Origin of the sequence: Luteibacter flocculans, from assembly GCF_023612255.1 — a bacterium.
Lineage (GTDB): Bacteria > Pseudomonadota > Gammaproteobacteria > Xanthomonadales > Rhodanobacteraceae > Luteibacter > Luteibacter flocculans.
Map to the genome: position 1 here is coordinate 2,802,919 of NZ_CP063231.1, position 17,157 is coordinate 2,820,075.

Annotated in this window: 20 protein-coding genes; 4 read left to right on the forward strand and 16 right to left on the reverse strand. The window is 65.0% G+C overall.

All coding sequences use genetic code 11. The annotated features are described in order from the left end of the window. Positions 1-177 precede the first annotated feature (177 nt). The 5 genes from rplS to ffh form a co-directional block, all read right to left on the reverse strand. A complete protein-coding gene (rplS, locus tag IM816_RS12045; protein WP_072321486.1) occupies positions 178-573 on the reverse strand; it encodes a 50S ribosomal protein L19 in 396 nt (131 codons plus the stop codon). 10 nt (positions 574-583) lie between these two features. Continuing rightward, positions 584-1,366 (reverse strand): tRNA (guanosine(37)-N1)-methyltransferase TrmD, encoded by a 783-nt coding sequence (gene trmD / locus IM816_RS12050; protein ID WP_072321487.1) that lies wholly within the window; start codon positions 1,364-1,366, stop codon positions 584-586. An 18-nt stretch (positions 1,367-1,384) separates the two neighbouring features. Continuing rightward, complete coding sequence (gene rimM / locus IM816_RS12055) at positions 1,385-1,900, reverse strand: ribosome maturation factor RimM (protein WP_250338267.1); 516 nt, start codon at positions 1,898-1,900, stop codon at positions 1,385-1,387. After that, positions 1,900-2,151 carry a 30S ribosomal protein S16 gene (rpsP, locus tag IM816_RS12060; protein ID WP_072321489.1) on the reverse strand — a complete coding sequence of 84 codons (252 nt, stop codon included), beginning with the start codon at positions 2,149-2,151 and terminating at the stop codon, positions 1,900-1,902. Before rpsP ends, rimM begins: the two co-directional genes overlap by 1 nt. Before the next feature lie 194 nt (positions 2,152-2,345). Next, entirely contained in the window at positions 2,346-3,728 is a 1,383-nt protein-coding gene (gene ffh, locus IM816_RS12065) for a signal recognition particle protein (RefSeq protein WP_072321490.1), read from the reverse strand. A gap of 336 nt (positions 3,729-4,064) precedes the next feature. Between ffh and IM816_RS12070 the strand changes: the two genes are divergently transcribed. Continuing rightward, the gene (locus tag IM816_RS12070; protein ID WP_072321491.1) at positions 4,065-4,862 is read left to right on the forward strand and encodes a cytochrome C assembly family protein; all 798 of its coding nucleotides are present in this window, start codon (positions 4,065-4,067) and stop codon (positions 4,860-4,862) included. Positions 4,863-4,896: 34 nt separating this feature from the next. On the opposite strand, the gene IM816_RS12075 is transcribed toward IM816_RS12070, so the two are convergent. From IM816_RS12075 to ompR, 3 genes are read right to left on the reverse strand one after another with little or no spacing between them, the layout of a single operon-like run. Next, complete coding sequence (locus IM816_RS12075; RefSeq protein WP_250338268.1) at positions 4,897-5,754, reverse strand: alpha/beta hydrolase; 858 nt, start codon at positions 5,752-5,754, stop codon at positions 4,897-4,899. 32 nt (positions 5,755-5,786) lie between these two features. Continuing rightward, complete coding sequence (locus IM816_RS12080) at positions 5,787-7,052, reverse strand: ATP-binding protein (RefSeq protein ID WP_250338269.1); 1,266 nt, start codon at positions 7,050-7,052, stop codon at positions 5,787-5,789. After that, entirely contained in the window at positions 7,049-7,768 is a 720-nt protein-coding gene (gene ompR, locus IM816_RS12085) for an osmolarity response regulator transcription factor OmpR (protein WP_250338270.1), read from the reverse strand. The genes IM816_RS12080 and ompR overlap by 4 nt, the downstream gene beginning before the upstream one ends. A 182-nt stretch (positions 7,769-7,950) precedes the next feature. Between ompR and IM816_RS12090 the strand changes: the two genes are divergently transcribed. The 3 genes from IM816_RS12090 to IM816_RS12100 are packed head-to-tail and all read left to right on the forward strand — an operon-like array spanning position 7,951 to position 9,671. Continuing rightward, positions 7,951-8,487, forward strand: coding sequence for a hypothetical protein (locus IM816_RS12090; protein WP_250338271.1), 537 nt, complete (start codon positions 7,951-7,953; stop codon positions 8,485-8,487). Between the two features lie 56 nt (positions 8,488-8,543). Next, positions 8,544-8,825 (forward strand): EF-hand domain-containing protein, encoded by a 282-nt coding sequence (locus IM816_RS18880; protein ID WP_250338272.1) that lies wholly within the window; start codon positions 8,544-8,546, stop codon positions 8,823-8,825. Between the two features lie 18 nt (positions 8,826-8,843). After that, the gene (locus tag IM816_RS12100) at positions 8,844-9,671 is read left to right on the forward strand and encodes a sterol desaturase family protein (RefSeq protein WP_250338273.1); all 828 of its coding nucleotides are present in this window, start codon (positions 8,844-8,846) and stop codon (positions 9,669-9,671) included. 66 nt (positions 9,672-9,737) lie between these two features. Here the strand turns inward: IM816_RS12100 and radA are convergent, their stop codons facing one another. The 8 genes from radA to rpsF form a co-directional block, all read right to left on the reverse strand. Continuing rightward, positions 9,738-11,126, reverse strand: coding sequence for a DNA repair protein RadA (radA, locus tag IM816_RS12105; RefSeq protein WP_072321498.1), 1,389 nt, complete (start codon positions 11,124-11,126; stop codon positions 9,738-9,740). 78 nt (positions 11,127-11,204) lie between these two features. Further along, positions 11,205-12,293 (reverse strand): alanine racemase, encoded by a 1,089-nt coding sequence (gene alr, locus IM816_RS12110; protein ID WP_250338274.1) that lies wholly within the window; start codon positions 12,291-12,293, stop codon positions 11,205-11,207. A 98-nt stretch (positions 12,294-12,391) separates the two neighbouring features. Beyond that, positions 12,392-13,360, reverse strand: coding sequence for a CsgG/HfaB family protein (locus IM816_RS12115; protein WP_250338275.1), 969 nt, complete (start codon positions 13,358-13,360; stop codon positions 12,392-12,394). Positions 13,361-13,517: 157 nt separating this feature from the next. Further along, positions 13,518-14,267 carry an SGNH/GDSL hydrolase family protein gene (locus IM816_RS12120; protein WP_250338276.1) on the reverse strand — a complete coding sequence of 250 codons (750 nt, stop codon included), beginning with the start codon at positions 14,265-14,267 and terminating at the stop codon, positions 13,518-13,520. A gap of 55 nt (positions 14,268-14,322) precedes the next feature. Continuing rightward, complete coding sequence (locus tag IM816_RS12125; protein ID WP_072321500.1) at positions 14,323-15,738, reverse strand: replicative DNA helicase; 1,416 nt, start codon at positions 15,736-15,738, stop codon at positions 14,323-14,325. Positions 15,739-15,902: 164 nt separating this feature from the next. After that, a complete protein-coding gene (gene rplI, locus IM816_RS12130; protein ID WP_072321501.1) occupies positions 15,903-16,349 on the reverse strand; it encodes a 50S ribosomal protein L9 in 447 nt (148 codons plus the stop codon). A 104-nt stretch (positions 16,350-16,453) separates the two neighbouring features. Further along, positions 16,454-16,684, reverse strand: coding sequence for a 30S ribosomal protein S18 (gene rpsR / locus IM816_RS12135; RefSeq protein WP_029214018.1), 231 nt, complete (start codon positions 16,682-16,684; stop codon positions 16,454-16,456). Positions 16,685-16,699: 15 nt separating this feature from the next. Beyond that, on the reverse strand, positions 16,700-17,122 hold the full coding sequence (rpsF, locus tag IM816_RS12140; protein ID WP_072321502.1) for a 30S ribosomal protein S6: 423 nt from the start codon (positions 17,120-17,122) through the stop codon (positions 16,700-16,702). Positions 17,123-17,157: the final 35 nt, after the last annotated feature.

Genomic DNA, 17,157 nt, shown 5'->3' on the forward strand with positions numbered 1-17,157 from the left:
GGTGCTTGCCTCGCGGCTACACCGCTTCGTTGGCTTTTCGCCACCAGGGTGGCTCCTATCTTTGCTTCGTAGGTATCGCGCCGCTATATGGCGGCTCCCACAGTGTTTCTTCGGCAACCCCAGAAACAAAAAAAGCCCGCGATCGCTCGCGGGCTTTTTCGTGCACCTTGCAGCGGATTACTCGGCGGCAGCGGCGGCCTTCTTCGCAGCCTTGGCGGCAGCGGCGGCGGCGACGTCTTCCTTGATGCGCGCAGCCTTGCCTTCCAGACCACGCAGGTAGTACAGCTTCGCGCCGCGGACCTTGCCCTTGCGCTTCACTTCGACGGAGTCGATCGAGCGGCTGTGGCTCTGGAACACGCGCTCCACGCCCGTGCCGTGCGAGATCTTGCGCACGGTGAAGGCGGAATGCAGACCGCGGCTGCGCTTGGCGATGACGATGCCCTCGAACGCCTGGACGCGCTCGCGGTTACCTTCCTTCACCTTGACGTTGACGATCACGGTATCGCCAGGACCGAAATCCGGCAGCTGGCGGGTGATCTGCTCGGCTTCGAACTGTTGGAGGAGTTTGTTCATGGCGCACCTGTCAATTTTCATTACGGCGGTCGTTACCGACCGCACCGTTTGGCCGCGTGTACTCACGGCGGAATTCATCCAGCAATGCTCTCGATTCGTCATCGAGCGCACGCTGCGTTAGTAGATCCGGCCGGCGCAGCCAGGTACGACCCAGCGACTGCTTGCGACGCCAGCGGCGTATGGCCGCGTGATCGCCGGAAAGCAGCACCTCCGGCACGCCGCCCCACACATCGTGATGCACGGGACGGGTGTAATGCGGGCAATCCAGCAGACCATCCGAGAAGGAATCCTGCTGGGCGGACTGCGCATCGTTCAACGCGCCTTCCTGTAGACGACCCACCGCATCGATGATCACCGCTGCGCCGAGTTCACCGCCAGACAGCACATAATCGCCGATTGAGAGCTCCTCGTCGACCTCGTGCTCGATCAGGCGTTCGTCCACACCCTCGTAACGTCCGCAAATCAAGGCGATTCGCGGCATGCCTGCCAGCGCTTCCACCTTTTTCTGCGTCAGCCGCGCACCTTGCGGGCTGAGGTAAATCACATGCACCGGTTCCGGTGCCGCCTCACGAATCGCCGCGAGCGCCGCTCGCAGGGGGTCGATCAGCATCACCATGCCGGGTCCGCCGCCAAAGGGGCGACCGTCCACAGTGCGATAATTGTCGGTGGCGAAGTCGCGAGGATTCCAGGTTTCCACCTGCAAAAGCTCGCGCTGCTGCGCCCTTCCGACCACCCCGATCGCAGCCGACTGGCGGACGAAATCGGGAAAAAGCGAAACCACGTCGATACGCATGATCTTCAGGTTTCGCCGTCAGAACTCGGGATCCCAGTCCACTACGATGCGCCCGGCGTCGAAATCGACCGAATGCACGTAAGGGCCCTGGACGAACGGAACCAATCGCTCCCTGTCGCCATCCTTCACCACCATGACGTCGTTGGCGCCGGTGGAAAAGAGATGACTGACCCGACCCAGATGGGCGTTCTCTGTGGTTACGACCTCAAGGCCTTCGAGATCGGTCCAGTAGAACTCACCCGGCGCGGGCGGCGGCAGCTTGTCGCGCGAGACCGTGATCTCGCAGCCGACCAGGGCAGCCGCCTGATCACGATCCTCGATGCCCGGCAGGGTGGCGACGATGCCCTTACCCTGTGCGCGACCGCGGATTCCGTCCATTTCCCGCTCAACGCCCGGCGCGGTCAGCAGCCAGGGCTGGTAGCGGAAGATCTGGATGCGGGGCTCGGTCCAGCTTTCGAGCTTGACCTGTCCCTGCACGCCATGGAGCCCGACAATGCGTCCCACTCGGACGCGCTTACCGGACTCCGTCGACATCAAGCAGCCAGCTTGCCGGCTTCCTTCACCAGGGCACGGACCTTGTCGGTCATCTGCGCACCCTTCGCGATCCAGGCCTCAACCTTGGAGACGTCGAGTTCGAGGCGCTTGTCGTTGCCCGAAGCGACCGGGTTGTAGTAGCCAACGCGTTCGATGTTGCGACCGTCGCGCGGGCTGCGCTGGTCGGTCACGACGACGTGATAAAACGGACGGCCCTTGGCGCCACCGCGCGAAAGACGAATCTTGACCATAAGTTACGAGCTCCAGAATGCCGAAGACCGGCAAGGCGCGCGCGAGAAGCGGGCGCGGTAAAGCCGGACATTGTAGTGAAAATTTCAGGAAATGGAAGGGCTGAGCGTGAACCGTGAAGCGTAAACCGTGAGCTGCCGCCGCGGACGTGGGGACCGCCGCTCCTGCTTACTGTTCACGGCTCACTCCGAGCGTCCTAGCGGCCCGGCGGCAACATGCCGCCCATGCCACCCATCCCCTTCATGGCGCCACGCATCTGGCGCAGCAGGCCCTTGCTGCCGCCCTTGGACAGCTTGGACATCATCTTTTCCATCTGCATGTACTGCTTCAGGAGGCGATTCACGTCGGCCGGCTGGGTGCCAGAGCCGCGCGCCACACGGGCCTTGCGCGAGCCGTTCAGGAGGTCCGGATGGCGGCGCTCCTTCTTGGTCATGGAGCCGATGATGGCGACCATGCGCTTCAGTTCGTTGTCGTTGACCTTGGACTTGACGCTATCCGGAATGCTGGCCATGCCCGGCAGCTTGTCCATGAGACCGGCGAGGCCGCCCATGTTGCTCATCTGCTCGAGCTGGTCGCGCATGTCGTTGAGATCGAACCGCTTGCCCTTGATGACCTTCTCGGCCAGCTTCTGGGCCTTCTCCTGGTCGACCTTGCGCTCGACCTCCTCGACCAGCGACAGCACGTCGCCCATGCCGAGGATGCGCTGGGCCACGCGGTCCGGATGGAACGGCTCGAGCGCGTCGGACTTCTCGCCCGCGCCAAGGAACTTGATCGGCCGGCCGGTGACGTAGCGCACCGAAAGCGCAGCACCGCCGCGCGCATCGCCGTCCGTCTTGGTCAGCACTACGCCGGTAAGCGGCAGCGCATCGGCAAAGGCCTTGGCGACGTTGGCGGCATCCTGGCCCGTCATCGAATCGACGACAAACAGCGTCTCGATGGGATCGAGCGCCCCGTGGAGCGCCTTGATCTCGTCCATCATGGCGGCGTCGACGTGCAGTCGGCCGGCGGTATCCACCAGGAGCACGTCGATGACTTCGCGACGGGCGGCCGCCACGGCAGCCTTGGCGATGTCGACCGGGTTCTGTCCGGCTTCCGACGGGAAGAACGAGACGTCGACCTGCGACGCCAGGGTGCGCAACTGCTCGATCGCAGCCGGACGATAGACGTCGCAGCTCACAACCATGACGCGCTTTTTCTTGCGTTCCTTCAGGAAGCGGGCGAGCTTGCCGACGGTGGTGGTCTTGCCTGCGCCCTGCAGGCCGGCCATGAGCACGACTGCCGGCGGCTGCGCCGCCAGGTTCAGTTCGGTATTGGCCGCCCCCATCAGGGTGGTCAGCTCGTCGCTGACGACCTTGACCAGCGCCTGACCCGGCGACAGGCTCTTCAAGACCTCCTGACCGACGGCGCGAACCTTCACGCGCTCCACCAGCGCCTTCACCACCGGCAAGGCCACGTCGGCCTCGAGCAGGGCGATGCGGACCTCACGCAGGGTTTCGCGGATGTTTTCCTCGGTCAGCCGCCCGCGGCCACGCAGGCGGTTGACGGTGTCGGACAGGCGCTGGCTGAGCGATTCGAACATGGGGATTCGGTCAAGATGCAATAAACCAGGGATTATAGCTGGTCGGGGGCGGGGATGGGAACGAACTGGGGCGGCACGGCCGGCGAGAGCACCAGGGCGCTGGAACGCAGCAACAAGCATCGCCATGGCGAGAGGAGGGTCGCCGGTGGGAGCCAGCCTGCTGGCGATGGGAGCTTGCCTCACCGCGACACCGCTTCGTTGGCTTATCGCCACTAGAGTGGCTCCCACCGGTGATTTGGGTTTTCGCCAGCAGGGTGGATCCACCTAGGCTTCGTTGGCTTCTGACCGCCATGGCAACTCCTACAACGCCTGTTCTCTATGCCACACTGCGCGTCCATGACCGTCACCATCCTGTCCCTGGCCGCCATCGTCTTCTACCTGACCGCTGCCGGCGTCCTCGCCCGGCCGCTCGCGACAGGTGGACAACCGCTTGCGCGCGCCGGCATGGCGCTGGCGACCGTCGCCGCGATTGCGCACGGCGCAGTGCTGCTCTCCGCGCATCGCGGCACGCTCGACCTGCACTTCTTCGCCGCGCTCTCGCTGGTCGCCTGGATCGCCTCTGCGCTCACCATTGTGGTGAACCTTTCGCGCCCCATCGCCGGCCTGGGCATCCTGATCTTTCCGTTGTCGGCGGTGTTCCTGGCCATCGACACCTTCCTCGCCCCGCGCACCGCGCCTGAGGCGATGACCTGGCAGATCGAACTGCACGTCACGATCGCGATCTTGGCCTTTGGCATCCTTTCACTCGCCGCCGCGTTGGCAGTGCTCCTGGCGATTCAGGAACGCGCCTTGCGCCGCAGCCGCTTCGGGCACTGGCTACGCGCCCTACCCCCGCTTACGCTGACGGAAGTGCTGCTGTTCCGCTTGATCGCGGTCGGCTTCGTACTTCTCACCCTGACGCTGGTCACCGGCACGCTGTTTGTCGGCAATCTCTTCAGTCAGCATCTCGTCCACAAGACCGTGCTCTCGATCGCCGCCTGGATCGTCTTCGGCGTGTTGTTGTGGGGCCGCTGGCAATACGGCTGGCGCGGCATCCGCGCGGTGTATCTCACACTGATCGGCATGGGCATCCTGTTGCTCGCGTTCTTCGGTACGAAGGCCGTGCTCGAGCTGATCCTGCACAGAACGCCCTAACCCGGAACGGCGCACCGAGGCGCCATGCGTCTCGCTACGGGACCACGAGTCCAGCGATAAACGCATTTACCCGTTCGGTGTAGTCGGAGTGCAGCCCCAGCGTTCGGTTGATCTCGGCGTGCGAAAGGTCCTGCGGCAACACGTCGACACGTACGCCGAGTCCTGCCGCCTTCTGCGCGAAGCGCCGTGCCTGTGGGCACGCATCGAAACGCTGACGGGAACACACCGCCAATACCGGCAGCGCGCCCGCCCGCAACTGATGATAAGGCGACGCAGCCGTCCATTCGCGCGGATCGTCGCCGAAGGCGCGGTCGTAGAGCCTGGGATGACGCGGAAACTCCATGATCTGCACCACGTCCATCGCGGCACTGTCGAGGGAAACGACACCCCGCGGCCGAACGGCGCCAGCAGCCGTCAGCATGTCGGGATCGGCACCCAGCAAGGCGACCAGGTGCGCGCCTGCCGAGTGCCCCATCAGGACGAATCGATCGCGGTCTGCGCCCCACGACGCGGCCATGCGTTGCGCCGTAGCCAAGGCGCGGGCGACATCCCGAGCCTGCTCCAAGGGTTGAGCCACGGGCAGCATCCGATAGTTCACCGAGACCACGACATAGCCCTTCGGCAACCAGTACGCCACCTTATTGTCGGCCACGCCCGGATTGGACTTGTCGCCGATCACCCAGGCTCCTCCATGCACCATGAAGATCACCGGCGCATGGCGCGGCGACGGCGGCAGATAGACGTCGAAACGCTGCTGAGGGTCGTCGCCATAAGCGACGTCGCGCAGCACCCTTGCCTCGGACCGCGGCGCGTCGTCTTGCGCGGCATGCGCGATACCGCCAAGACCCACGGCGATGCATACCGCAGCGAGAATCCCATGCATTCGTTTCATGCCCATGATGTCTGCCCAATCGGTGGAGTCGTTCAACTTCCGCGCAACACAAGCGTTGCCATCAACCCATGAGGTCGGAGCGGCGCGAGCCGCAGCTCGCCGCCATGCTGTCGCGCGACGCGCTCGACGATCGCCAGCCCCAGGCCGGTACCGCCGCCATCGCCATGCACGAAGGGCTGACGAGCGCGCTCCGCAACCTGCTCGGGTAAGCCCGGGCCGCGGTCGACAACGTCGATGCGCCAGGCATCCTCCTGACGAGAAAGTGCCAACGCGTACGGTGGCGCACCGTGCCGTTGCGCGTTGACGAGCAGGTTGCCCACTGCGCGTAAAAGCGCCATCGGTCTGCCTGTCATCGGCGCGTGGGCAGGCGTGTCGACCTGCCACTCGCCCTCATACGCGCTGATCGCATTGCGACAAAGCACGGCCAGGTCGAGCGGTTCGCTCGCTTCGTCGCGGCCATCTCGCGCGTAAGCAATGAACTGCGAAAGGATGGCGTCGATATCGGCGATATCGCGATGCATGCCGGCGCGCAGTTCCGAGTCGACGCCGGGCACCAGTTCGATCGCGTACTGCAGCCGTGTCAGCGGCGTGCGCAGGTCGTGCGAGATGCCGGCAAGCATCAGTGCGCGTTCCTCGGCGGCCTCGCGTACCTCCTTGCTTGAATCGGCAAGCGCGCGCGCCAGCTCCTCCACTTCCTGCGGCCCCGCCAGAGTCCCCGGCGATGGCGGTTCGCCACGTACGATCGCCGGTGCGGATTGCGCCAGGCGCCGCAACGGCACCACCAGGCGGTGTGCGTAGTACGCCGCCGCGAGCCAGACCAGCACGGCACCCACGATCAACATCAATACCGAAAAGCGCAACACGCGACTGGCGCGCTGATCGAGAGCGAACGACACCCACAAGGCCGGCTGCGTATCGAGCTTCAGCCACACCACGTTCGCCGTTCCGATGCGCCCCAGGCGCGCCTCGCGACCGTGTGTGAGCTGTTGCGGCGCCTGTTCGATCAACTCGCGCATGACCGGCACGGCACGGAGGTCCCGCGATGGCGGCGGCAACTCGCTCACTGCCAGCCCGGCGTCGCGCAAATGGGCCACCACGCGTTCATGGGGCTGGGTGCGTGCCAGTTCCTCGGCGACATCAGCAAAGCCGTCCATCGCTTTCAGCAATTGCACGGCAGCCGGGCGGGTGGTCATCTGCCGCCCCATCGCCACAGCCAACACGGCCGCCCCGAGCAACACCAGCCCGATCACCAGCACGAGTTGCCCGAACACGCTGCGCGGTAGCGGAAGGCGGATCATGCGTTTTCATCCGGCGGCACGTACACGTAACCCACGCCCCACACGGTCTGGAGGATGCGTGGGTTGCGCACGTCGTCTTCCAGCAGCCGGCGAAGGCGAGCGATGGTGACGTCCATGCTGCGTTCGAACGCATCGTGTTCGCGGCCACGTGCGAGGCTCATCAGGCGATCGCGGCTGAGCGGCTGTCGCGGGTGCCGCAGCAGCACCGTCAGCACGGCGAATTCGCCGGAGGTCAAACGCCGCATCTCGCCGTGCTTGCTCAATTCGCGGCGCCCGAGATCCAACCGAAACGGACCGAAACGAACGATGCCACCGTCGGGCTCCGGCGCCCCCGGCGTCGGGCGTGCTCGCCGCAACACCGAGCGGATGCGCGCCAGCAGCTCGCGGGGATTGACGGGCTTGGGCAGGTAGTCGTCGGCACCGATCTCCAGGCCGACGATGCGATCGATCTCGTCGCCCTTGGCCGTGAGCATCACGATCGGCGTGGCGTCGCCCTGACCGCGCAGGCGACGGCAGATATCGAGGCCGTCTTCGCCGGGCAGCATCAAGTCCAGCACGATGAGGTCGTAGTGGCCTCGGTCCAGCGCCTGGCGCATCTGCGCGCCGTCGCCCACACCTTTGACTTCGAAGCTCTGGGATTCCAGGTAGCGCAGCAGCAGGTCGCGCAGGCGAGCGTCATCGTCGACCAGAAGGATGCGGGCAAGGTTTTCGTCCATGGGGCCACTATCGCGGCTGGCCGCGAGCCGGCGCAACGCCCTTTCGGAGCCGTTTGTAAGCAAATGTTTCCGAGGCGCCTGATCGAAACATCTGGTGGCGATGGCGACATACGTTCGGTCCGGGGCGGGATTAGCTTGGCCTCACCGCGAGGATGCCTCGCGCCGACCCGAAGGAGATACCCATGAACAGAACGACCCTGCTGATGGCGACGTTTGTGCTGGCCGGCGCTTCCGTTGTCGCCATTCCCGACGTCTCGGCCCAAGGCCGCGTCCGCGGCCACGCCGTGGTCCACACCGGTGATGGCGGACGTACCGCCGTCACCGGTGCGGCCGCCCGTGGCGATCGCGGTTCCTATGAGCGCGGACACCGTGTGGACAGCGATGGTCAGGGCAATGTCAGTGGCCGCAGCGGCGCGTATGCCGCCGGTGCCGACGGCGGCACTGCGCAGCGCCAAGGCAGCTTCTATCGCAATGCCGACGGGAGCGCCGGTCGCCAGGGCAGTGCCTCGGTCAACGGCCCCAATGGTGGCAACGCGACCACCAGCGGAAGCATCGCGCGCGACGCGTCCGGCAACGTCAACGGCAACCGCAGCACCAGCGCCACCGGCCAGAACGGAAACACCTACAACGGTTCGACCACCGTCCAGAACGGCACGGTTACCCACACCGGCACCTGCACCAACGCGGCAGGCGAGACGATCGCGTGCCGCGGTAACTGATGCCCAACCCTCCCCCAGGCCAGGGATGGCCACCCTTTCAGCCCACGAGGTATCCCATGCCGAAACTTCGCTATGTACTTGCCGCGACGCTGCTCGTCGCCTCCACCTCCTCCTTCGCGCAGAGCGAAGGCGCCGCCCAGGCCAAGCAGGACATGCAGGCACGCCTCAAGGCCGCCGATGCCAACGGCGACGGCGTAATCGATCGCCAGGAAGCCGAAGCCAGCCTGCCGCGTGTCGCCAAGAACTTCGACAAGATCGATACCAACCACGATGGAAAGCTGTCTGCCGCCGAACTCAAGCAGGCCGTCGACGTCGCGCGACAGCGCTTCGGCCGCTGAACGAGCAAGGCGATCACCATGGATACCTCGTCGCTCGGCTTGCTGGTGCTACCGCTGCCGCTACTAGTACTCATCGCCGCCGCCGAAGGTTGGCTGCGACAACGACGCGGACTCGGCCACGATTGGAAAGCCTACTGGGCGTCGCTCGGGGATGCAGCAGGCCGCGTGCTGATCAACGGACTGCTCGGGCCCGGCATTATCGGAGCGTTACTCTATGCAGTATGGCCATGGCGCATCGCCACCTTCACGATGGACCGATGGTGGCATTGGGCCTTGCTCTTCGTGGGCCAGGAGTTCTGCTACTACTGGATGCATCGTGCCGATCACCGCATCCACTGGTTCTGGCTCAATCACTCGGTTCACCACTCGTCGAACCAGTACACGCTGTCGTCTGCCTATCGCCTTGGCTGGACCGGAAAGATCACCGGCGCCACGATCTTCTTCGCACCGCTGGTATGGCTCGGCTTTCCGGTGCCCGTCGTGCTCGCCGCGCTGGCGGTGAATCTGCTGTATCAGTTCTGGTTGCATACGGAACTGGTCGGACGATTGCCGCGACCGATCGAGTTCCTGTTCAACACGCCATCGCACCACCGCGTGCACCATGCCAGCAATCCGGATTACATCGATTGCAACTACGGCGGCGTGTTGATCGTGTTCGACAGGATGTTCGGTTCGTTCCGCAGAGAGCGTGAGGACGAACCGCCTCGGTACGGCTTGGTGAAGCCGATATACAGCCACAACCCCGTCCGCATCGCCTTCCATACCTGGCTACAGATGTTTCGCACCCTGAAATCCGCGCCGACGTGGAAGGAACGCGCGCTGGTGTTGTTCGGGCCACCGCAATAGCGGGTGCTCCGCCGTGCGATGCGCGATTGCGTGCCGTGGCGGCTCACCGCCACGGCCGCGTCGGTATCATTCGCGACTGGCGTCGATCGCCTGTGACAGGCGCTCGACACCGATCACTTCCATCTCGCCCACGCGGCCACGCTTCGGCGCGTTCGCCGCTGGCACCACGGCGCGACGGAAACCGTGCGTGGCCGCTTCTTTCAGGCGTTCTTCGCCGTTGGGCACGGGGCGGATCTCGCCGGACAGACCGACCTCGCCGAAGGCGATGGTCTTTTCGGGCAGCGGACGATCGCGCAAGCTCGACAACACGGCCATGATCACCGGTACATCGGACGCGGTTTCCTGCACACGGATGCCGCCCACCACGTTGACGAACACATCCTGGTCGTATGCCGCCACGCCACCATGCCGATGAAGTACGGCAAGCAGCATCGCGAGACGGTTCTGTTCGAGGCCGAGCACCACGCGGCGCGGATTGCCCAGCGACGACTGGTCCACCAGCGCCTGCACCTCCACCAGCAGCGGGCGGGTGCCTTCGCGCGTGACCATGACCGCACTCCCCGGCGTCGGTCCGGCGTGCGCGGAGAGGAAGATTGCAGAAGGATTGGGCACTTCGCGCAGTCCTTTCTCGGACATGGCGAACACGCCGAGTTCGTTCACCGCACCAAAGCGATTCTTGAACGCGCGCAGCACGCGGAAGCGGCTTCCGGATTCCCCTTCGAAATACAGCACGGCATCGACCATGTGCTCGAGCACGCGCGGACCGGCGATGCCGCCCTCCTTCGTCACGTGACCCACGAGGAAGACCGAGGTGCCGGTCTCCTTCGCAAACCGCGTCAGCTTCGCGGCGGACTCGCGCACCTGACTCACGGAGCCCGGTGCTGCGGTCAGCATTTCCGTCCAGATGGTCTGGATCGAATCGATCACCAGCACGCGCGGCCGCGCCGACGCAGCCTGTTCCAGAATGCGCTCGATGCAGGTCTCGGCCAGCGCATGCAACGGCCCTAATGGAAGATCGAGACGCTGGGCGCGACCGGCCACCTGCCCCAGCGATTCTTCGCCGGTGACGTAGAGGCTCGGCAGGCTGGCGCCCAGCGTGCCCAGCATCTGCAGCAGCAGCGTGGACTTGCCGATCCCGGGGTCGCCACCGATCAGCACCACCGAGCCATCGACCAGACCGCCGCCCAGCACGCGATCGAGCTCGCCGATGCCGGTGTTGGTACGCGCTTCCGCGGTCAGCAGTACCTCCGTGAGCGGCGTGATACGCGGCGCGCCGGCCGCTTCACCCGCATAGCCGCCACGACGCGCGCCGGTCGATACCGCGGCGGGCTTCGCGGGCTGCACGACGAACTCGGATAGCACGTTCCATTCGCCGCACTCGGCACATTGGCCCTGCCATTTGCTGTGCTCGGCGCCGCACTGGGTGCAGACGTAGGCGGTCTTGGCCTTGGCCATCGGGGAGATTCCTGTTGCGAAGGTCGATATATAGCGCGGGCGTGTCGCACAGTGCGATACGCGTCACCGTGGCGCAGCTCAGTTCTCGTCTTCGACGAACAGTACGCGTCGGGTCATGCCGCAGGTGAGGTCGTAGGAGATCGTGCCGGCCGAGGCGGCGACGGCTTCCACCGGCAGGCCCTCGCCCCATAGCGTTACCTTGTCGCCGACGCGGGCGTCGGGCACGCCACGCAGGTCGAGCGTGATGAGGTCCATCGACACGCGCCCCACCAGCGGCGCGAGGCGATCGTTGACCAGCACCGGCGTACCGGCCACGGCGCTGCGCGGATAGCCGTCGCCGTAGCCGATGGCAGCCACACCGACAGGCATGTCTTCGGGGCATTCGTACGTGCCGTTGTAGCCGACCCGCTCGCCCTTCACGAGGTGATTGATCGCCACCAGCCGGGTGGCGAGCGACATGGCGGGGCGAAAGCCGAAATCGATGCCCGAGCGACCCTCGACCACCGAAAGGCCGTACAGCAAACCACCCGTGCGCACCCAGTCGGCGCGTGCATCCGGCCAGCCAAGCAGCGCTGCGGAATTGGACAGCGCGCGGTCCCCCGGCAGATCCGCCGTGGCGTCCTTGAAGCGCGCGATCTGCAAGGCCGTCTCGCGCCCCTCGAATTCCTCCGACGAGGCGAAATGGGTCATGAAACCGATGTCCCGATCGACCGCCGGCATCGCCAGCAAGGCGGCGTGGACCGCGCGCGCGCGTTCGGGCGGAAAACCCAGGCGATGCATGCCCGTGTCGATCTTGAGCCAGACTCTCAGTGGCCCGCGTGCCGGATCGGCGGCCGCCAGCCACGGCAGTTGCACATCGTGATGAATAAGCGCCTCCAGGCGGAGGCGCTGCATTTCGGCGATGTCGAACGGCGTATCGGGTCCGGACAGCACGACGATTCGCTGCCGGTGCCCCGCCGCTCGCAGGCGCAGTCCGTCCGCGATGGCGGCCACGGCAAAGGCCTCGGCGTCCGCGTCCAGCGCACGCGCGACGCGCTCGAGGCCGTGGCCATAGGCATCCGCCTTGACGACGGCCATCACCTTGGCCGCACCCGCCATGGCGCGTACGCGAGCCAGGTTGTGACGCAGCGCGCCGAGGTGGATCGTGGCAACCGTGGTACGGCTCATGGCGTTGGCTGGCGGAAAGTGGCGACCCCACAGTTTATCCGCAACGGCCGGGCAATCGCGTGGCAACGGCATGGCCGACCTCGGCAGGCGTGGCGCGACTACTTCGCGAGATCGAAGTCCGCAGAGGAAACCCAGCCGCGATTGCCGTGCTCGTCCTCCACTTCCCACATGAGACCGATCCTGTCGCCGGTGGGATAGACCGTCATGCCCGGTTCCAGCCCGCGCACGACCTTGCCCTTGCCGCTGGACTGCGCCCACAGGCGCGTTGCGACGGCCACCGTACCGGACTGACGACTGTTCGCCGCGGACGCGTCGCCGGGCATCCCGCCCAACTCGGCCACGAGTTTCGTGTACGCGTCGAGATACGCCATCGTGATGACCTGACCCTGCGTAGTATTCGTGTAGCCGCCGAGACCGGCCGCGCCGAGGCTTTCGCTGCCCCACAGCTGCCCACGCCCGCCGAAGCTGAGGTCGTTCTTTTCACCGTGTCCCTCGACCAGGGCCACCTGCTCCGAGGAGCGCACATCCGTGACCGTCAGCGTGACGTCCGCCGTCTTCGAATCGAACTTGACCGCGCCGGCCACGCGTCCCGCGGTGCCGCCGAGCAGGCTCTGCGCCAGCCCGGAGATGCCGCCACCACCCGCGTCACTGTTGCTGTCCACGAGATCGGGCACGAGCACGTAGTCCGCGGCTTTCACCTGTCCCTTGCCGACGTTGGAGCCTCCACGGAGCTGGCCGCCCGACGCCAGCGCGCGCTCGCGCATGGCCGCATCCATGCCCGCGTTGCGATCGACCAGGGTGAAGCAACCGGACTTTGCGACGAACACCTTGATGAGCTTGGTCGGCGCCGGAAGCTGACGCCCCGACCACCAGTTCTGCGACGCCTCCGGCTCGATGACCGAGAGGGAACCGAGCTTCTTCGCGCATTTGGGAATCTGCGCGACCTTTTCGTCATGCGCCTTGTTCTTCTTGTTGAAGAACGGAAGGCCCGCGGAGACGGGTGTGCAGAACGAAGCGCAGAAAGCCGAGGCTGCCACGAGGGCAACCGCTTTAAGGGAAAAGTCCATGTTGGTGGTTCCTGAAGGGCCCGATTCGTCGTGCCCTCGCGCGCCCGGGCGCATGCGCACGAAGGCCGTCACGCAACGGCCCATGCTAGGTAACGCCAACAGGAACGTCTTTAGGATGTCATCCTAAAATGGGCGAGCGATTTGCCACGCCAGATCGTCAGTGATCGTCGTGCAATGCGTGGTCGATGGCCGTCTGCGCCAGCGGCGCCATCACCGCATACCCCGCCGCGTTCGGGTGCAACCCGTCATCGGTGAGATCTTTCCGCAGCGCGCCTTGCGCGTCGGTCATGGCGTCGTAGTAGTCGATAAAACCCAGACGCTCTCTCGCGGCGTAGGTGCGCATCCATGCGTTCAACGCACGGATGCTCTCGGGCGGTCGACGCGTTGTTTGCTCGGCATCCGCAGCCACCGGCAACAGCGAGGCCAGCACGACGCGGATACCGTGCGCACGGGCCAGCTCCGTCATCGACATGAGATTGTCTTCGATCATCGCCAGCGACGAAGGGCCCGTGTTGCCGGCGATGTCATTGGTACCGGCCAAAATCACGACGACCGATGGTTTCAGCGTGATGACGTCCGCGCGAAAGCGCACGAGCATCTGTGGCGTGGTCTGCCCGCTGATGCCGCGATTGATGTACGGCTTCCCCGGAAAAAAGACACCGGTCGGGCGACCCCAGAAATCGGTGATCGAATCGCCCATGAACACGACACGCCGTTCGCTGGCCTTCGGCGCGGGCAACCGTGCGTTGTCCGCGGCGTAGCGGCCCTGTTCCGCCCAATCGTTGAGCCGCGCTTCGATACCGCTCCGTTGCTCGGCTGTGGGGCGCTCCGGGATCTCGATACGCGTCGTCGCGCCCGCTTGAGTCATGACCATGCAGGCCGCGAAGATCAGGTAACGACGGGTCATGGGGATCCTCTGCCTGGACGATGCAAAACGACGTTGCCAGTACTGCCGCCGATCCTCAGTCGAAGCTGCCGACGTAGGAATCGGGCGCCCAGTTCTCGAACTTGGTGTAGTGACCGAGGAAGGCCAGCTTTACCGTGTCGGTCGGACCGTTTCGCTGCTTGCCGATGATGATCTCGGCCAGGCCTTTGTCCGCCGATTCCTTGTTGTAGTACTCGTCGCGGTAGATGAACATGATCACGTCCGCGTCCTGCTCGATAGCGCCGGATTCGCGCAGGTCGGACATCATCGGCCGCTTGTCGGCACGTTGTTCCAGCGAGCGATTCAACTGCGAGAGCGCAATCACCGGCACGTTCAGTTCCTTGGCCAGCGCCTTCAACCCGCGTGAGATCTCCGAGATTTCCGTGGCGCGGTTTTCCGAATTGCCCGGCACCTGCATGAGCTGCAGGTAGTCGATCACGATCATGCCCAGGCCGTGTTCGCGTTGCAGGCGTCGCGCACGCGAACGCATTTCCACGGGCGACATCGCGGGCGTGTCGTCGATGAAGATCTTGGCGTCGGAAAGCATGGTGATCGCGGAGGTGACGCGCGGCCAGTCTTCTTCCGCGAGATCGCCGTTGCGCAGGTGCTGCGCGTGAACGCGACCGAGCGATGAGATCAGACGGAACGCCAGCTGCGATGCCGACATTTCCATCGAGAACACGGCGACGGCTTTCTTGCCGCGCATCGCCGCGGCTTCGGCGAGGTTCAAGGCAAACGCGGTCTTACCCATCGACGGTCGCGCGGCGATGATGATCAGATCCGACGGCTGCAGGCCCGAGGTGAGTTCGTCGAGGTCGGTGAAGCCCGTGGACAGGCCGGTGAGCTGGCCGCGCTTTTCGTAGCGTTCCGTGAGCATGCGGAAGGCCTCGGCCGTGGCTTCGCGCACGGATACGATGTCCTTCTTGCCACGCGCGCCGGACTCCGCGATGCGGAACACGCGCTGTTCGGCGAGTTCCATCACTTCCTGCACGCTCTTGCCTTCGGGACGGAAGCCGTCCTCGGTGATCAACGTACCGGCGTCGATCAACTGGCGGAGCACCGATTTCTCGCGAACGATGTCGCCGTACGCGGCGATGTTGGCGGCACTGGGCGTGGAGTTCGCCAGTTCCATGAGGTAGGTGGCACCACCGACCATTTCCGCCATTTCATTGGCGACGAACCAATCGCCGAGGGTGATGGCGTCGCAGGGCATGCCCTTGTTGGCGAGCTCGTTGATGGCGCGCCAGATGAGGCGGTGATCACGCCGATAGAAATCGTCGTCGACAAGCTTGTCCGCGACCTTGTCCAGGGAATCCGGCGACAGCATCAGACCACCCAGCACGGCCTGCTCGGCCTCGATGGAATGGGGCGGAATGCGCAATGCGTCGATGGCGGAGGGTTCGCGTCGGCGCTTGCGGTCGCCGCGCTCGCTTCGCTCGGGATTGAAGGACATGGATTACCTCGTGTTGCGGACGGCGCCGACCGGAACGGCGGGCCGTGGAGCGATCATACGCGCACCTGTCTCACCCGTTGAGAGGATAAGTCTGTGGATAACCTGTGCGTATAAACGAAAACGGGCGCCTTGCGGCGCCCGTCCGGATCGCAGGTGACTCGGGCTTACGCGCCGATAACCTTGACCTTGACCGTCTGCTGCACGTCGGCGTGGAGGACGATGACGACCTCGTACTCGCCCACATTGCGGAAGGGGCCTTCGGCCTGAATCACTTCGCTCTTGTCGACTTCGAAGCCCTTGGCGGTCAGCGCTTCGGCGACGTCGCGCGGCGTGACCGAACCGAACAGCTTGCCTTCCGGCGAAGCGTTCACTTCGATCGTGACTTCCGCGCCTTCGAGCTTGGCGGCACGACCCTCGGCACCGGAGAGCTGCTCCTTGGCCTTGGCTTCGTACTCGGCGCGACGAGCTTCGAACGCGGCGAGGTTGTCGGCGGTGGCGCGGGCGGCCTTGCCGGTCGGAAGGAGGAAGTTACGGCCGTAGCCCGGCTTGACGTTGACCTTGTCGCCGAGATTGCCGAGGTTCTTCACCTTCTCAAGAAGGATGAGTTCCATAGGATGTTCCTTTTCGTTAGCACGGAATGGGCCCCGTGCAGCCAGGACGGTTGTCCGAAATATCTTTCACGGCGCGCCCTCCCGGTGAGGAGGGCGCGTGACGATCAGACGTCGTGGTTGTCGGTGTACGGCAGCAGCGAGAGGAAGCGAGCGCGCTTGATCGCGGTCGCCAGCTGACGCTGGTAGCGGGCCTTCGTGCCGGTGATGCGGCTCGGGACGATCTTGCCGTTCTCCGTGACGTACTGGCGGAGGGTGTTGAGATCCTTGTAATCGATCTCCTTCACGCCCTCAGCGGTGAAGCGGCAGAACTTGCGGCGGCGGAAAAACTTGGACATGGCTGTGATCCCCGATTAGTCGTCGCTGTCGCGATCGTTGTCGTTGTCGCGACCGCCACGGCGGTCGTCGCCGTCGCTGTCGTCGTCACGGCGACGCGAACCCTTCTGCTCGTCCTTTTCCTTGCTCTTAAGGATGAAGGACTGCTCGGTGTCGGCCTCGTCGCGACGGATCACGAGGTGGCGCAGGACGGCGTCGTTGAAGCGGAAGCCCGTCTCGAGCTCGTTCAGGACGTTCTGCGAAACCTCGATGTTCAGCATCACGTAGTGAGCCTTGGCGAGGTTCTCGATGGGATAGGCCAGCTGACGACGGCCCCAGTCTTCGAGGCGGTGGATCTTGCCGTTGTCGCCTTCGATCAGCGTCTTGTAACGCTCGATCATGGCGGGCACCTGTTCGCTCTGGTCCGGATGGACCAGGAACACGACTTCATAATGACGCATGGTGGCTCCTTGTGGATGCACCCCTGACGGGGATG

Coding starts and splice junctions, on each gene's coding strand:
- rplS (WP_072321486.1), bottom strand. CDS start 573: ATGAACAAACTCCTCCAACAGTTCGAAGCCGAGCAGATCACCCGCCAG.
- trmD (WP_072321487.1), bottom strand. CDS start 1,366: ATGCGTATCGACGTGGTTTCGCTTTTTCCCGATTTCGTCCGCCAGTCG.
- rimM (WP_250338267.1), bottom strand. CDS start 1,900: ATGTCGACGGAGTCCGGTAAGCGCGTCCGAGTGGGACGCATTGTCGGG.
- rpsP (WP_072321489.1), bottom strand. CDS start 2,151: ATGGTCAAGATTCGTCTTTCGCGCGGTGGCGCCAAGGGCCGTCCGTTT.
- ffh (WP_072321490.1), bottom strand. CDS start 3,728: ATGTTCGAATCGCTCAGCCAGCGCCTGTCCGACACCGTCAACCGCCTG.
- IM816_RS12070 (WP_072321491.1), top strand. CDS start 4,065: ATGACCGTCACCATCCTGTCCCTGGCCGCCATCGTCTTCTACCTGACC.
- IM816_RS12075 (WP_250338268.1), bottom strand. CDS start 5,754: ATGAAACGAATGCATGGGATTCTCGCTGCGGTATGCATCGCCGTGGGT.
- IM816_RS12080 (WP_250338269.1), bottom strand. CDS start 7,052: ATGATCCGCCTTCCGCTACCGCGCAGCGTGTTCGGGCAACTCGTGCTG.
- ompR (WP_250338270.1), bottom strand. CDS start 7,768: ATGGACGAAAACCTTGCCCGCATCCTTCTGGTCGACGATGACGCTCGC.
- IM816_RS12090 (WP_250338271.1), top strand. CDS start 7,951: ATGAACAGAACGACCCTGCTGATGGCGACGTTTGTGCTGGCCGGCGCT.
- IM816_RS18880 (WP_250338272.1), top strand. CDS start 8,544: ATGCCGAAACTTCGCTATGTACTTGCCGCGACGCTGCTCGTCGCCTCC.
- IM816_RS12100 (WP_250338273.1), top strand. CDS start 8,844: ATGGATACCTCGTCGCTCGGCTTGCTGGTGCTACCGCTGCCGCTACTA.
- radA (WP_072321498.1), bottom strand. CDS start 11,126: ATGGCCAAGGCCAAGACCGCCTACGTCTGCACCCAGTGCGGCGCCGAG.
- alr (WP_250338274.1), bottom strand. CDS start 12,293: ATGAGCCGTACCACGGTTGCCACGATCCACCTCGGCGCGCTGCGTCAC.
- IM816_RS12115 (WP_250338275.1), bottom strand. CDS start 13,360: ATGGACTTTTCCCTTAAAGCGGTTGCCCTCGTGGCAGCCTCGGCTTTC.
- IM816_RS12120 (WP_250338276.1), bottom strand. CDS start 14,267: ATGACCCGTCGTTACCTGATCTTCGCGGCCTGCATGGTCATGACTCAA.
- IM816_RS12125 (WP_072321500.1), bottom strand. CDS start 15,738: ATGTCCTTCAATCCCGAGCGAAGCGAGCGCGGCGACCGCAAGCGCCGA.
- rplI (WP_072321501.1), bottom strand. CDS start 16,349: ATGGAACTCATCCTTCTTGAGAAGGTGAAGAACCTCGGCAATCTCGGC.
- rpsR (WP_029214018.1), bottom strand. CDS start 16,684: ATGTCCAAGTTTTTCCGCCGCCGCAAGTTCTGCCGCTTCACCGCTGAG.
- rpsF (WP_072321502.1), bottom strand. CDS start 17,122: ATGCGTCATTATGAAGTCGTGTTCCTGGTCCATCCGGACCAGAGCGAA.